Annotated in this window: 13 protein-coding genes and 3 tRNA genes; 1 reads left to right on the forward strand and 15 read right to left on the reverse strand. The window is 53.3% G+C overall.

The genetic code is table 11. The annotated features are described in order from the left end of the window. Window positions 1–91 precede the first annotated feature (91 nt). The 10 genes from yjeT to nnr form a co-directional block, all read right to left on the reverse strand. Window positions 92–289, reverse strand: coding sequence for a DUF2065 domain-containing protein (yjeT, locus tag EAS44_RS21985; protein ID WP_001089295.1), 198 nt, complete (start codon window positions 287–289; stop codon window positions 92–94). An 81-nt stretch (window positions 290–370) separates the two neighbouring features. After that, window positions 371–1,375, reverse strand: coding sequence for a protease modulator HflC (hflC, locus tag EAS44_RS21990; RefSeq protein ID WP_001232412.1), 1,005 nt, complete (start codon window positions 1,373–1,375; stop codon window positions 371–373). Window positions 1,376–1,377: 2 nt separating this feature from the next. Further along, window positions 1,378–2,637: an FtsH protease activity modulator HflK gene (gene hflK, locus EAS44_RS21995; RefSeq protein ID WP_000312482.1), complete on the reverse strand. Its 1,260-nt coding sequence runs from the start codon at window positions 2,635–2,637 to the stop codon at window positions 1,378–1,380. Between the two features lie 85 nt (window positions 2,638–2,722). Next, entirely contained in the window at window positions 2,723–4,003 is a 1,281-nt protein-coding gene (gene hflX, locus EAS44_RS22000; RefSeq protein WP_000460357.1) for a ribosome rescue GTPase HflX, read from the reverse strand. Window positions 4,004–4,078: 75 nt separating this feature from the next. Next, on the reverse strand, window positions 4,079–4,387 hold the full coding sequence (hfq, locus tag EAS44_RS22005) for an RNA chaperone Hfq (RefSeq protein ID WP_001051883.1): 309 nt from the start codon (window positions 4,385–4,387) through the stop codon (window positions 4,079–4,081). Window positions 4,388–4,472: 85 nt separating this feature from the next. Next, window positions 4,473–5,423, reverse strand: coding sequence for a tRNA (adenosine(37)-N6)-dimethylallyltransferase MiaA (gene miaA, locus EAS44_RS22010; RefSeq protein WP_001280359.1), 951 nt, complete (start codon window positions 5,421–5,423; stop codon window positions 4,473–4,475). Beyond that, window positions 5,416–7,263 (reverse strand): DNA mismatch repair endonuclease MutL, encoded by a 1,848-nt coding sequence (gene mutL, locus EAS44_RS22015; protein ID WP_001298688.1) that lies wholly within the window; start codon window positions 7,261–7,263, stop codon window positions 5,416–5,418. Before mutL ends, miaA begins: the two co-directional genes overlap by 8 nt. A gap of 9 nt (window positions 7,264–7,272) precedes the next feature. Further along, the gene (amiB, locus tag EAS44_RS22020; protein WP_000990304.1) at window positions 7,273–8,610 is read right to left on the reverse strand and encodes an N-acetylmuramoyl-L-alanine amidase AmiB; all 1,338 of its coding nucleotides are present in this window, start codon (window positions 8,608–8,610) and stop codon (window positions 7,273–7,275) included. An 18-nt stretch (window positions 8,611–8,628) separates the two neighbouring features. Continuing rightward, window positions 8,629–9,090 carry a tRNA (adenosine(37)-N6)-threonylcarbamoyltransferase complex ATPase subunit type 1 TsaE gene (tsaE, locus tag EAS44_RS22025; protein WP_000981971.1) on the reverse strand — a complete coding sequence of 154 codons (462 nt, stop codon included), beginning with the start codon at window positions 9,088–9,090 and terminating at the stop codon, window positions 8,629–8,631. Then, window positions 9,062–10,609 (reverse strand): bifunctional ADP-dependent NAD(P)H-hydrate dehydratase/NAD(P)H-hydrate epimerase, encoded by a 1,548-nt coding sequence (nnr, locus tag EAS44_RS22030; RefSeq protein WP_000129526.1) that lies wholly within the window; start codon window positions 10,607–10,609, stop codon window positions 9,062–9,064. Before nnr ends, tsaE begins: the two co-directional genes overlap by 29 nt. Between nnr and queG the strand changes: the two genes are divergently transcribed. Continuing rightward, window positions 10,608–11,747 carry a tRNA epoxyqueuosine(34) reductase QueG gene (gene queG, locus EAS44_RS22035; RefSeq protein ID WP_001294242.1) on the forward strand — a complete coding sequence of 380 codons (1,140 nt, stop codon included), beginning with the start codon at window positions 10,608–10,610 and terminating at the stop codon, window positions 11,745–11,747. The genes nnr and queG overlap by 2 nt on opposite strands. On the opposite strand, the gene EAS44_RS22040 is transcribed toward queG, so the two are convergent. The 5 genes from EAS44_RS22040 to orn form a co-directional block, all read right to left on the reverse strand. After that, entirely contained in the window at window positions 11,730–11,783 is a 54-nt protein-coding gene (locus EAS44_RS22040) for a hypothetical protein (RefSeq protein ID WP_010723271.1), read from the reverse strand. The genes queG and EAS44_RS22040 overlap by 18 nt on opposite strands. Before the next feature lie 233 nt (window positions 11,784–12,016). Then, a tRNA-Gly gene (locus tag EAS44_RS22045) sits at window positions 12,017–12,092 on the reverse strand. Between the two features lie 35 nt (window positions 12,093–12,127). Next, window positions 12,128–12,203, reverse strand: a tRNA-Gly gene (locus EAS44_RS22050). Window positions 12,204–12,239: 36 nt separating this feature from the next. Continuing rightward, a tRNA-Gly gene (locus EAS44_RS22055) sits at window positions 12,240–12,315 on the reverse strand. Window positions 12,316–12,525: 210 nt separating this feature from the next. Next, window positions 12,526–13,071: an oligoribonuclease gene (gene orn / locus EAS44_RS22060; protein WP_001295188.1), complete on the reverse strand. Its 546-nt coding sequence runs from the start codon at window positions 13,069–13,071 to the stop codon at window positions 12,526–12,528. Window positions 13,072–13,129 lie beyond the last annotated feature (58 nt).

Genomic DNA, 13,129 nt, shown 5'->3' on the forward strand with positions numbered 1-13,129 from the left:
CCGTTTGCTTAAAAATGGATTCTACCATCGCTTTTTCAGAGTTACAGCACTTTTTGCACTCAAAAATGACCTCGATCAGTCTGTTTTTTGTTCAGCCAATCGTTTTCCTCAACATGTAGTAGACCACAACGCCCGCAACCACAAGTCCACCGCCAAAACGACGTAAAATATTATCGGGCAAATTGGTCATTGCAGAGATCATCTTCTTCCATGCCTTCGGGTAAAGCATCGGCCCTAAACCTTCCAGTACCAAAACCAGGGCAAGCGCCAGCCAGATTGTCGAATTCATTCATTATCCTTATAGAAAAAGAAAACCACCGACATCCCTGAGGATGTGGTGGCTTTATTGACCTGTACCGCAGTCGTTATATTAACGCGTTGCGGAAGTCGGCGTCTTCATGTAGCGGAAGAAATCGCTGTCCGGGCTCATGACCATCACGTCCTGATTGCCAGAGAAGCTGTTCTCATAAGCACGCAGGCTACGGATGAATGCGTAGAAGTCCGGATCTTTACTGAATGCATCAGCAAACAGTTTGGCTGCTTCTGCATCGCCTTCACCACGCATGATGCGGCCCTGACGCTCAGCTTCTGCCAGCGTTCTGGTCACTTCATAGTCGGCAGTTGCACGCAGTTTTTCCGCTTCTTCCTGACCTTGTGAACGGTGACGACGCGCTACCGCTTCACGCTCGGCGCGCATACGGTTGTAGATCGCTTCAGACACTTCGGTCGGCAGGTTGATCTGCTTAATTCGCACATCGACAACTTCAATACCCAGCGCCGCCATACTGTTCGGATTGATGACCGGAACTTTGCCCTTCGTCTCAGCCGTTACGCGCTCTGCCGCTTCGGCAATGGCGTTATCTGCTGCAGGGGTAGTAACTTCATCTTCTGTACCCGCAGAACCGGAGTTCAGCGCGTCACGTACTTCGAGGGTCAGACGACCACGAGAATCGGTGACGATGTCTTTCACGTCCAGGCGACCAATTTCAGAACGCAGACGGTCAGAGAACTTACGTTTCAACAGCACTTCCGCTTGCGAAATGTCGCCACCACCCGTTGCCAGATAGTAACGGCTGAAATCGCTGATGCGCCATTTGATGTAAGAGTCGACGATCAGGTCTTTCTTCTCTTTGGTCACAAAGCGGTCGGCCTGGTTGTCCATGGTCTGAATACGTGCGTCGAGCATTTTCACCGTTTCAATGAACGGTATCTTGAAATGCAGACCCGGCTCATAAACCAGAGGTTTGTTGTCATCGTCACGCAGTACCTTACCAAAACGCAGCGTAATACCGCGCTCACCTTCTTTGACGACAAAGACAGACATGTAAAGCACTACCAGCACGATGATGATAATCGCGATAACTGACTTACGCATCGTTATTCCCCCTGACGCTGGTAGTCGTTACGCTGCGCGTTGGCGCGGCGTTGGTCCATAATATCGCCCTGACTGGTGGACGACGTGTTGCTTGCTCCACTGGTTGTGGAGGAAGAGGCTGGCGGCAGACGCAGCAGATTGCTGGCACCGTTATCGCTCTTCGCCGCAGGGGCGTTACCACTTTTCAGCATCTGGTCTAACGGCAGAACCATCAGGTTTCCACCTTTATCGTTAACCAGCACTTTGCGGGTGTTGCCCAACACTTTTTCCATCGTCTCGATATACAGACGCTCGCGAGTAATTTCCGGCGCGGCTTTATATTCCGGCAGAAGTTTAGCAAAGCGCGCCACTTCACCCTGAGCTTCCAGGATGGTCTGGGCCTTGTACGCACGCGCCTCTTCGAGGATACGTTGCGCCTGACCGTTCGCACGCGGCTGAACTTCGTTGGTATACGCTTCTGCTTCACGAATGTATTGCTGTTCGTTTTCACGCGCGGCAATCGCATCGTCAAACGCCGCTTTTACTTCTTCCGGCGGACGAGCAGCCTGGAAGTTGACGTCCAGCAGAGTGATGCCCATGTCATACGGACGAATCGTCTCTTCCAGTTCGCGCTGAGTATCGCTACGAATCACGGTACGACCTTCCGTCAGAATGCGGTCCATGGTGTATTTACCGATAACCCCGCGCAGGGCGCTGTCGGTAGCCTGACGCAGACTGTCATCCGGGCTGGTCACGCTATACAGATATTTTTCCGGATCGGTGACGCGGTACTGCACGTTCATCTCAACGCGCACTACGTTCTCGTCCGACGTCAGCATCACACCAGAAGCTGCCAGTTCACGCACGGCTTCCACGTTCACCGGTTTGACTTCGTCGATAAACGTCGGTTTCCAGTTCAGACCCGGCTCAACCAGATGGCTGAATTTACCAAAGCGTGTTACCACGCCGCGTTCGGCTTCTTTAATGGTATAGAAACCACTGGCCGCCCAGATAATGACAATCGCTGCCGCTGCGATGGTAACGACGCGACCGCCAAGCTGCGGGCGCGGGCCTTGCGATGAACTGCCACCGCCAGATCCGGTGCCTTTACCGCCGCCCAGACCACCGAGCTTTTTGCTCAGTTTGCGGAAGATATCATCTAAATCAGGTGGCCCTTGATCGCGACCGCCTTTGTTTCCATTTCCCTCAGAGTTGCCGCCAGGTTTGCTGCTTCCCCACGGGTCGCGGTCTTGTCCGTTATTACCGGGCTGATTCCACGCCATGTTTGTGCTCCATATTTGTTATGCGGTGATCCCTGTTGTCTTTCGACGCCAGAGGATATGACTCCACGCTTCAGACGCTACGCCGTTAGATCAGGTAATCGATCAACGCCGGTTCTTGTTTGCAGAGGCGACGCCAGTCAACGATCGGCATACGAACTTGCAGACTTACGCTGCCGTCCTCCTCCATCCACTCTTTTTCTATTGCCTGAAGCTGATAAAAACGACTTCTCAGGCGCCCTTCCTGCGGCGGCAGACGCAATGTATGCTGCGCCACCTCGCCGGAAAGACGCTCCGTCAAAGCCTGAAAAAGCTGTGGTATCCCCGCTCCGGTCTGCGCAGAAAGCCAGACACGGATCGGTTTGTTCTCTTCATCTCTGTCAATACGCGGTTCGAAATCGTCCAGCATATCGATCTTGTTCATCACCAGCAGGGTTGGGATCTCGTGAGCATCAATCTCTTCAAGAACCGTATTCACCGCTTCGATGTTTTCTTGTACACGCACATCCGCCGCGTCAATGACGTGCAGCAGCAATGTGGCTTGCCGCGTCTCTTGTAACGTGGCTTTAAATGCCGCCACCAGATCGTGCGGCAGGTGGCGAATAAACCCTACGGTATCTGCCAACACGGTTTCACCGACATCCGCAACGTCAATACGCCGCAACGTCGGGTCGAGGGTGGCAAACAACTGGTCTGCCGCGTAGACCCGCGCTTCGGTGATGCGATTGAAAAGAGTAGATTTACCGGCGTTGGTATATCCCACCAGCGAAACAGTAGGAACGTCGGCTTTGATACGCGATTGCCGCCCCTGCTCACGCTGCTTTTCAACTCTTTCCAGGCGCGACTGTATCTGCACGATGCGATTACGCAACAAACGACGGTCGGTTTCGAGCTGGGTTTCACCCGGACCACGCAAACCAATCCCGCCTTTCTGTCTTTCAAGGTGGGTCCAGCCACGCACCAGGCGCGTAGCCAGATGGCGCAACTGCGCCAACTCAACCTGCAACTTACCCTCATGGGTACGCGCACGTTGGGCGAAAATATCTAAAATAAGGCCGGTGCGGTCGATGACACGACACTCGCACAAACGCTCCAGGTTACGCTCCTGCGCCGGGCTCAGGGCATGGTCAAAAAGAACGACCGAAGCTCCTGTCGCTTTTACGGCTTCCGCAATTTCAACTGCTTTACCTTCACCTACAAAATACTTTGGGTGCGGCGCTTTACGGCTACCGGTAATCACCTGCAATGCTTCGACACCGGCGGAAGAGACCAGAGATTCAAACTCCTGGAGGTCTTCCATATCTTTGTCTTGCGTAAAATAGATGTGTACCAGTACCGCCTGCTCACCAGCATCATAACGGTCAAACAAGCGTATAACCCTCTAAATAGATCAGCGGGGAACGCAGGATCGCTGGCTCCCCGTGTAAAAAAATAGCCCGAAACCTTATTCGGTTTCTTCGCTGTCCTGTTGCGCGGAAGTATTCTGCGCGCTGCTACCATGATGATAGTTACTGCTGGTACCGCCACCGGCGTTGTTACTGTGATGAGAAACCGGGCGAGACGGGACAACAGTAGAAATCGCGTGCTTGTAAACCATCTGGCTGACCGTGTTTTTCAACAGGATCACGAACTGATCAAAAGACTCGATTTGTCCTTGCAGCTTAATACCATTCACCAAATAAATAGAAACTGGAACACGTTCCCGACGCAGTGCGTTCAGGAACGGATCTTGTAAAGATTGCCCCTTAGCCATTCTCTCTTTTCCTTATATGCTTATTTGTACTTTGAACCTTTCGATTCTGAAAAAATTGCGCACGATACGTCTCAATTGTACACATTCAGCCTGCGATAGCACCAACAACCTGTAATACTTCGTCACGCGCCTGTTCTGGTTTTTCACTGTCAAGCCAGTGAACCCCTTCCCAACCACGCAGCCAGGTTATCTGCCGCTTCGCCAACTGTCTCGTGGCGCAAACACCTCGATAAACCATTTCATCGTATGAGATTTCGCCTTCAAGGTAAGACCACATCTGGCGATAACCCACGCAACGAATGGAAGGCAAATCCGTATGCAAATCTCCTCGGGCAAAAAGCGCCCGGACTTCTGCTTCAAAACCTGAAGCCAACATCTGATGAAAACGCTGCTCAATTCGTTGATGGAGCAGTTCACGGCTCGCCGGGGCGATGGCGAACTGATGCACCTGATACGGTAGAGCGTCTCCTGACGTTTGCGTCAGTTCCGTTAAAGTTTTACCCGAAATGAAAAAAACTTCCAGTGCCCGGGAAAGCCTTTGTGGATCATTTGGATGAATCCTTGCTGCCGCAACCGGATCTACCTCCTGAAGTTGACGATGCAATGACTCCCAACCTTGCTCTGCCGCCTGTTGCTCAATTCTGGCCCGTACTTCCGGGTCTGCCGACGGTAGCGGCGACAACCCTTCCAGCAATGCCTTGAAATACAACATCGTACCGCCCACTAATAGTGGGATCCGCCCCGCCGCGGTGATATCGGCCATTTCCGCCAGCGCATCGCGGCGAAAATCAGCAGCCGAGTAAGCCTGCGACGGATCGCGAATATTCAGCAATCGGTGCGGCGCGGCGAGTAACTCTTCAGCGTTCGGCTTCGCCGTCCCGATATCCATCCCTTTGTAAATAAGGGCAGAATCAACGCTTATCAACTCTACTGGTAAAATTTTACGCAGCTCAATGGCTAACGCTGTTTTACCGGAGGCCGTCGGCCCCATCAAAAAAATCGCCTTAGGCAGGCTCGCCTTACTGATATCACTCATCTTTCAGGGCTTTTATCGCCGGATGTAAATCAACAGATTGTAACAGACCACCCGGCGGCGTTTTCACAAGTTGCGGACATAACCGTTCCACGTCCGCCAGCAGGGTTATGGCCTGTGCCATTGACCACTGCGCATGTTCGCTCATCAGATTTCGTGCAATCCACTGCGCAATATTGCCAGGTTCGAATACGGACTGCTTCGCCAGGTAGCCTATCAGTTCAGGAATCAAGATTTGTAAATTTTGTTGGCGTAAGGGTAAAGGCACGGCCCTGATGGTCACATGCTGCGCATCGGACTGGAAATCAATACCCAGTTCCGCCAAGGCAGACTGCGCTTTTTCTAATGCCGATTTTTCTTCGCCAGAAACTTTTAGCCGCAACGGAATAAGCAGCGGTTGGGCGCAAACTGGCACTTCACCCGGCGTCAATTGTGCCTGACGCAGCCAACGTTCTGCCACTGGCAAGGATAAAAGTGAAATGTTGCCATCGCGCTCAAGCAACGCACAGTCGGAATGGACGATAGTCAGTACCCGACCAAAACTCTGACTGTTCGCCGCAAGTGCAGGTTCCTGCGGTTCTGGCGCTTTTGGTTTTTGCATCGGAGCGGGCGTTTGCAAAAGCTGGCGATACACTTCACCTTGCTGTTTCTGGTAACCAGGCTGCGCATTCGGCCAGGAGGCAGCCGGACGACTGCCTGAGGCGGGCGCAGGAGAGTAGCGCGGAGCTACCGGCTCACGAACTGCCGGTTCAGCAAAGTGATTGCGCCCAGCCGCCACGCGATTTTCCGGAATGGCACGCGGTGCAGGTTGTGGTTCATCGTCCAGCGGTAGCGGCGTTTCCAGTTGCTGTTGTAGCACGCTCAGCACGCCCTGATAGATAAAGTCATGCACCAGACGCGACTGATGGAAACGCACTTCGTGTTTGGCAGGGTGCACGTTGACGTCCACCTGATGCGGGTCGATCTCCAGATACAACACAAATGCCGGTTGCTGATCGGCCCCCAGTTTGTCTTCGCAGGCCTGGCGGATCGCGTGATTGATCAGGCGATCGCGCATCATGCGACCGTTCACGTAGCAATACTGAATTTCTGCCAGTGCGGGCGTAGTGTGATTTGGATCGGCCACCCAGCCGCGCAGCGTGAGATCGCCGTGTTGCCATTCAATCGCCAGCGCTTGTTCGAGAAAAGCGGTGCCGCAAATCGCGCCTAAACGCCGTTCTTTTTGCCCGCCTTCCGGCACTGCACGATACTGGCGTACGATTTTGCCGTTATGCGACAGACTGATAGTGACGTCGAAACGCGCCAGCGCAATGCGGCGGATGATTTCATCGATATGGTTAAATTCGGTTTTCTCGGTGCGCAGGAATTTGCGCCGCGCCGGGGTGTTGTAGAACAGGTCCAGCACCTCCAGCGTCGTTCCCACCGGATGCGCCGCCGGTTTAACCGTCACGTCCATATCGCGCCCTTCGGCATAGGCCTGCCAGGCTTCCTGCTGTTCTGCGGTGCGTGAAGTGAGCGTCAGGCGGGAAACCGAACTGATACTCGCCAGCGCCTCACCGCGAAAGCCCAGACTGATAATGGCTTCGAGATCGTCCAGAGAGGCGATTTTACTGGTGGCATGACGCGCCAGCGCCAGCGCCAGCTCGTCTTTTTTGATACCGCAGCCGTTATCACGAATGCGAATAAGTTTCGCCCCACCGCGTTCGATATCAATATCGATACGCGTCGCACCTGCATCGAGGCTGTTTTCCACCAGTTCTTTGACTACCGACGCAGGTCGCTCGACCACCTCACCTGCGGCAATCTGGTTCGCCAGTTGTGGCGGTAAGACCTGAATTGGCATCAATCGTCCTTAGTTTGGCAGCGTGCGATCTGGCGTCGTCACCGTACTGGCCGTTTGTGCCGTTGCACCCTGCGGCGCAGATTGCATCGGATGCGCAAGGAAGTAATTGCGCAGGCCTTTGTAAATGGCTTCTGCCAGCTGTTGTTGGTAATCGTCGCTCGCCAGCAAACGTTCTTCGCTGTTGTTACTGATAAAACCGGTTTCGACCAGTACTGACGGAATATCCGGCGAACGCAGAACGCCGAGACTCGCGTGTTCTGGTCGGCGTTTATGTATTTCGCCAATGCGTTGCAACTGACTGATCATACTGGTCGCTACATCATACCCTACCCGCTGGGAATGACCGAACTGTAAATCCAGCACCGCCTGGCTTAAATAGGGGTCAGACTGACTGTTCGCCAGCACATCACCCGCCCCGCCCAGCAGCTCCGACTGCTTCTCATGCTGTTCCAGCCAGCTTGCCATTTCGCTGTTGGCGCGACGGTTTGAGAGCACCCATACAGAGGCACCGGTGGCACTACGGTTTGGTGCGGCATCGGCATGAATCGATACAAGGAAATTGGCGTTTTGCTTACGTGCCACATCACTGCGCCCCATCACCGAGATAAAGTAATCCCCGTCACGGGTTAAAACGCCTTTAAACATCGGATCGTTATTGAGCAAAGTACGCAATTTACGCGCGATGGCGATGGTGACATTTTTCTCCCGCGTACCACCGGGGCCGATAGCGCCAGGATCCTGACCGCCGTGTCCGGCATCAATAGCGATGATAATTTTATCGCCTGTGTTAGCCGTCGCGCGCGCTGCCGGACGCGTTACCGTATTACTGCTGATAACACCCGTAGTGCGGTTACTTTCCGTTTTAAACGGATTGCGCGCCGGTTCGCTGACGCGCGGTGCGACAACCGCAGGCGTTTCAACGCGTTTCGCAACCACAGGCGGCGGAGGAGGCGGTGGCGGCACATCGGCGTTAATCGTAAAGACGACAGTGTAATTGCTGCCATTCTGCCGCTTCACCGCTTCGGTTTTACCATTTTCGGTAAGATCGACCACCAGCCGTAGCGTTTGTGCATCTTTAGGCGTTCCAGAGCGAATCGCCTTCACCAGATTATTGCCGCTGAACAACAACGGCAGTCCCTGAATCACGCCCGTTTGTTTGATATCGAGCGCCACGGTGCGTTTGCTTTGATGGCTAAACGCATAATCAGGATCGCCAATAAAACTCAACGTTATCCGCGCCTGTTGGTTGCCGTTAGAAACCTGAATATCAGAGAGCGTCGCGGCACCCACCTGCGCGCACAGCAGCAGCAACGTCGCTACCAACCAATTTCTGATGCGATACATCATCCCGCCACCTTTCAAAGGTTAACCGGCTAAACGCGCCAGCAACAATTCACCCGCAGAGGAAACCGCACTCACGCGCGCCTCACGGCCTTGTGCCTGATAATCAATGTGTATTTCGACATCCGGGTCAGGAAGAACACCTGTACCTTGTTGTGGCCACTCCACCAGGCAGATGGCATCGTTGGCAAAATAATCGCGGATCCCCATAAACTCCAGCTCCTCGGGATCGGCAAGGCGGTACAAATCAAAGTGATAAACCATTAAATTGTCGAGCATATAGGGTTCGACCAGCGTATAAGTGGGGCTTTTGACATTACCCTGATGACCCAGAGCCTGTAAAAAGCCCCGGCTAAAGGTGGTTTTACCTGCACCTAAATCGCCATACAGATAGATTACGGTTGCGCCATCGCAGGCTTTCGCTACCCGCTCGCCCAGGTCTAATGTTGCCTGCTCATCAGGGAGCGGAATTACTCGATTCATCATGGTTTTTATCAGTCACTTCCGGGTTAACAATACGCTGTAGCGTGGAAAAGAGATCGGTTGCCAGCATCCCGCGCGTTCCAAAACGCGCCGCCAGTACGTCAGCTGCCGCACCGTGCGCGACACAGCCCGCACAGGCTGCATCATAAGGGCTCATTTTTTGCCCAAGCAATGCGCCAATAATACCAGAGAGCACATCGCCCATGCCGCCGCTCGCCATGCCTGCATTTCCGGCATCAATAATGCCTAAAGCGTCAGGATGGGCGGCGACCACGGTTCCGGCACCTTTCAGCACCGCTACGCCGCCATAACGTTGTACCAGACGTTGGGTGCAATGTAAGCGGTCACTTTCAATTTCAGCGACGGAACAGCCTAACAACCGTGCGGCCTCGCCAGGATGCGGCGTGATCACGCGATTGTGACGCTTATCGGGATTGATTGCCAGCAGGTTCAATGCATCGGCATCCCACAACATCGGTTTGCGAAAATTCTCAACTTTTTGCAGGGCTTTTTTCCCCCACTCTTGCTGGCCCAGACCGGGACCAATCACCACCACATCGGCCCATTCCAGGCTTTCGGTAAGAGAGTCCATAGTCAGTTCATGCACCATCAATTCCGGTCGTGCAGTCAGCAGCGGCGCAATGTTCTCACTGCGGGTCAGTACTCGGACTAAACCAGCACCAGCACGCAGCGCCGCTTCCCCCGTCATACGAATAGCCCCCGCCGTGCCGTGATCGCCACCAATAATCACCAGCCGCCCGTGATCGCCTTTATGCGAAGTCGGGCGACGCGGTATCAGCCACTGAGAAAGTTGTTCTGCCGAAAACCGCTGAATTTTCGTCTCCTGACCTGCCAGCCAGCTATCCAGCCCCAGTGAGTCAAAATGCAGTTGTCCGGTAACATCCCGCGCTTTTCCAGTGAGCAAGCCTGGTTTCAGCGCAATAAAAGTGATGGTGTGATCGGCGTTGATTACCGCGCCTGGCGTAGCGCCGGTTTCAGCCAGAAGGCCGGAAGGGATATCAACCGCCACAATCGGCGCAGGGTGAGTATTAGCGTGGTCGATTAACTGGCTAATGGATTCGCGGGGCGCTTGCTGCAAGCCGGTGCCGAGCAGCGCATCAACAATCAGATCTACCGATTCGGGCCAGACAATATTCGAAGCATGGATCTCGCCTCCCGCGTTTAACCATGCTTCGCGTGCCAGCGCGGCCTCTTCCGGCAACGGTTTGTCACTTTCCTGGGCCAGCAGCGTGACATCAATACCGATCGCTTTGGCCAGCCGCGCGACCACGTAGCCATCGCCGCCGTTATTACCATGACCGCACAGCACCAGCCAGTGGCGGGCGTCAGGATAAGCCGAACGACACACCTGGAATGCGGCTTCGCCAGCGCGAAGCATCAGCTCATAGAGTGTGAGCCCCAGCGCATCTGCCGCCTCGCGTTCTCCGCGGCGGATATCGTCGGCGTACCAGACGGTGTGTGGTATACTTACGGGGTTTTTCTTCATTGTATGGTCCGTCATGTCAGAGCCCCTCGATCTCAATCAATTAGCGCAAAATATTAAACAGTGGGGGCTGGAACTGGGCTTTCAGCAGGTAGGTATTACCGATACCGATCTCAGCGCGTCCGAGCCCAAACTGCAAGCATGGCTGGACAAACAATACCACGGCGAAATGGACTGGATGGCGCGTCACGGTATGCTGCGTGCTCGTCCTCACGAATTATTGCCCGGTACGCTGCGCGTGATCAGCGTTCGGATGAATTACCTTCCTGCTAACGCCGCATTTGCCAGCACGCTGAAAAATCCCAAACTCGGCTATGTTAGCCGTTATGCGCTGGGCCGTGACTATCACAAGCTTCTGCGCAACCGACTCAAAAAGCTGGGCGAGATGATTCAGCAACATTGTGTTTCGCTGAATTTTAGACCGTTTGTCGATTCTGCGCCTATTCTCGAGCGCCCGTTAGCTGAAAAAGCAGGTCTTGGCTGGACAGGTAAGCACTCACTTATCCTCAATCGCGAGGCCGGTTCGTTCTTCTTTTTAGGCGAATTGCTGGTCGATATTCCGCTGCCCGTGGATCAACCAGTCGAGGAAGGATGCGGTAAATGCGTGGCCTGTATGACGATTTGCCCGACCGGTGCCATCGTCGAGCCATATACCGTCGATGCTCGCCGCTGTATCTCTTATCTCACCATCGAACTGGAGGGGGCGATCCCGGAAGAGTTGCGACCGTTAATGGGAAATCGTATTTATGGTTGCGATGACTGCCAGCTTATCTGCCCGTGGAATCGCTATTCGCAACTCACTACAGAAGACGATTTCAGCCCGCGTAAGCCGCTACACGCTCCGGAACTCATTGAGTTATTCGCCTGGAGCGAAGAGCAGTTTTTAAAAGTCACGGAAGGTTCGGCGATTCGCCGTATAGGTCACCTGCGTTGGCTGCGTAATATCGCCGTAGCATTAGGCAATGCCCCCTGGGATGAAACGATTTTGACAGCGCTGGAAAGTCGTAAAGGTGAGCACCCACTTCTCGATGAGCACATAGCGTGGGCGATTGCGCAGCAAATCGAGAGGCGAAATGCGTGCATAGTCGAAGTGCAATTACCGAAAAAACAGCGTCTGGTTCGGGTGATTGAAAAAGGGTTACCGCGTGACGCCTGATTCATCCACAGCCTGTGAATAAAAATAAAAACGCATTGCAATTCAAGATGAATAAAATCGTCAAGTGATCGACTCGACAAAACGGAATCTTAATTTTTAACTTATCTATCAATAGGTTAAAAAAATACTATTCACCGTGCGAAGTTTCTTTGAAATTAAGATTACAGCCTGAGACTGTGGATAACTCTGTTTACAAGAGTTTGTCAGAGACAACAAAAACCAGCAATAACGCATCGCGTCGCTGTGGATATTTTATTGAGAGAAGAATTTGGAGCGGGAAACGAGACTCGAACTCGCGACCCCGACCTTGGCAAGGTCGTGCTCTACCAACTGAGCTATTCCCGCTTGGGTGGTCTGTGCTTTACAGCACTTTCAAATTTTGGAGCGGGAAACGAGACTCGAACTCGCGACCCCGACCTTGGCAAGGTCGTGCTCTACCAACTGAGCTATTCCCGCTTGGGTGGTCTGTGCTTTACAGCACTTTTCAAATTTTGGAGCGGGAAACGAGACTCGAACTCGCGACCCCGACCTTGGCAAGGTCGTGCTCTACCAACTGAGCTATTCCCGCGTACTACTTAATTTTGCTTTCGTAATTTTCGCATTTCTGCGTCGTTACGGGAGGCGCATTATACGAGAAATCTTTCCCTCTGCAACCCCCCTAAAAAATTTTTTTTGAGTTTTTATCTCAAGTGCTGAAATTATCAGCAAGACGTTCAATTTAGCGTCAAAATCACGCCGCCGCAAGTGGATTCCGGCGCTTACGTGACCAGGAAAAATTTTACAGCTTGATAAAATGCTCGCGGTAGTAAGCCAACTCCGCCACCGATTCACGGATATCATCCATCGCCTGATGCGTCCCCTGCTTGGTAAAGCCGTCAAGAATTTCCGGCTTCCAGCGGCGCGCCAGCTCTTTCAGGGTGCTAACATCGAGATAGCGGTAGTGGAAGTAGGCTTCCAGCTCCGGCATGTATTTAAACAGGAAGCGACGGTCCTGACCGATGCTGTTACCACAAATCGGCGATTTTCCCGCAGGCACCCACTGTTTTAAGAATTCGAGCGTTGCCAGTTCAGCTTCACGATCGCCCATCGTGCTCGCTTTCACACGCTCTACCAGCCCGCTGGCGGTATGGGTGCGCACGTTCCAGTCATCCATCAGCGCCAGCTGTTCATCGGACTGATGTACTGCAATGGTCGGCCCTTCTGCCAGAATATTCAGGTTGGCATCGGTCACCAGCGTGGCAATCTCAATAATGCGATCGCGCTCGGGATCCAGACCGGTCATCTCAAGATCGATCCAAATCAGGTTGTTTTCATTGGCACTCATGCTATTTTCCACCCATTCACAGTGACTATATTGATCCACAATTGCGTGTATCATAGAT

The sequence above is a fragment of the Escherichia coli DSM 30083 = JCM 1649 = ATCC 11775 genome (assembly GCF_003697165.2).
GTDB lineage: Bacteria > Pseudomonadota > Gammaproteobacteria > Enterobacterales > Enterobacteriaceae > Escherichia > Escherichia coli.

Coding starts and splice junctions, on each gene's coding strand:
- yjeT (WP_001089295.1), bottom strand. CDS start 289: ATGAATTCGACAATCTGGCTGGCGCTTGCCCTGGTTTTGGTACTGGAA.
- hflC (WP_001232412.1), bottom strand. CDS start 1,375: ATGCGTAAGTCAGTTATCGCGATTATCATCATCGTGCTGGTAGTGCTT.
- hflK (WP_000312482.1), bottom strand. CDS start 2,637: ATGGCGTGGAATCAGCCCGGTAATAACGGACAAGACCGCGACCCGTGG.
- hfq (WP_001051883.1), bottom strand. CDS start 4,387: ATGGCTAAGGGGCAATCTTTACAAGATCCGTTCCTGAACGCACTGCGT.
- miaA (WP_001280359.1), bottom strand. CDS start 5,423: ATGAGTGATATCAGTAAGGCGAGCCTGCCTAAGGCGATTTTTTTGATG.
- mutL (WP_001298688.1), bottom strand. CDS start 7,263: ATGCCAATTCAGGTCTTACCGCCACAACTGGCGAACCAGATTGCCGCA.
- amiB (WP_000990304.1), bottom strand. CDS start 8,610: ATGATGTATCGCATCAGAAATTGGTTGGTAGCGACGTTGCTGCTGCTG.
- tsaE (WP_000981971.1), bottom strand. CDS start 9,090: ATGATGAATCGAGTAATTCCGCTCCCTGATGAGCAGGCAACATTAGAC.
- queG (WP_001294242.1), top strand. CDS start 10,608: ATGTCAGAGCCCCTCGATCTCAATCAATTAGCGCAAAATATTAAACAG.
- nnr (WP_000129526.1), bottom strand. CDS start 10,609: ATGACGGACCATACAATGAAGAAAAACCCCGTAAGTATACCACACACC.
- orn (WP_001295188.1), bottom strand. CDS start 13,071: ATGAGTGCCAATGAAAACAACCTGATTTGGATCGATCTTGAGATGACC.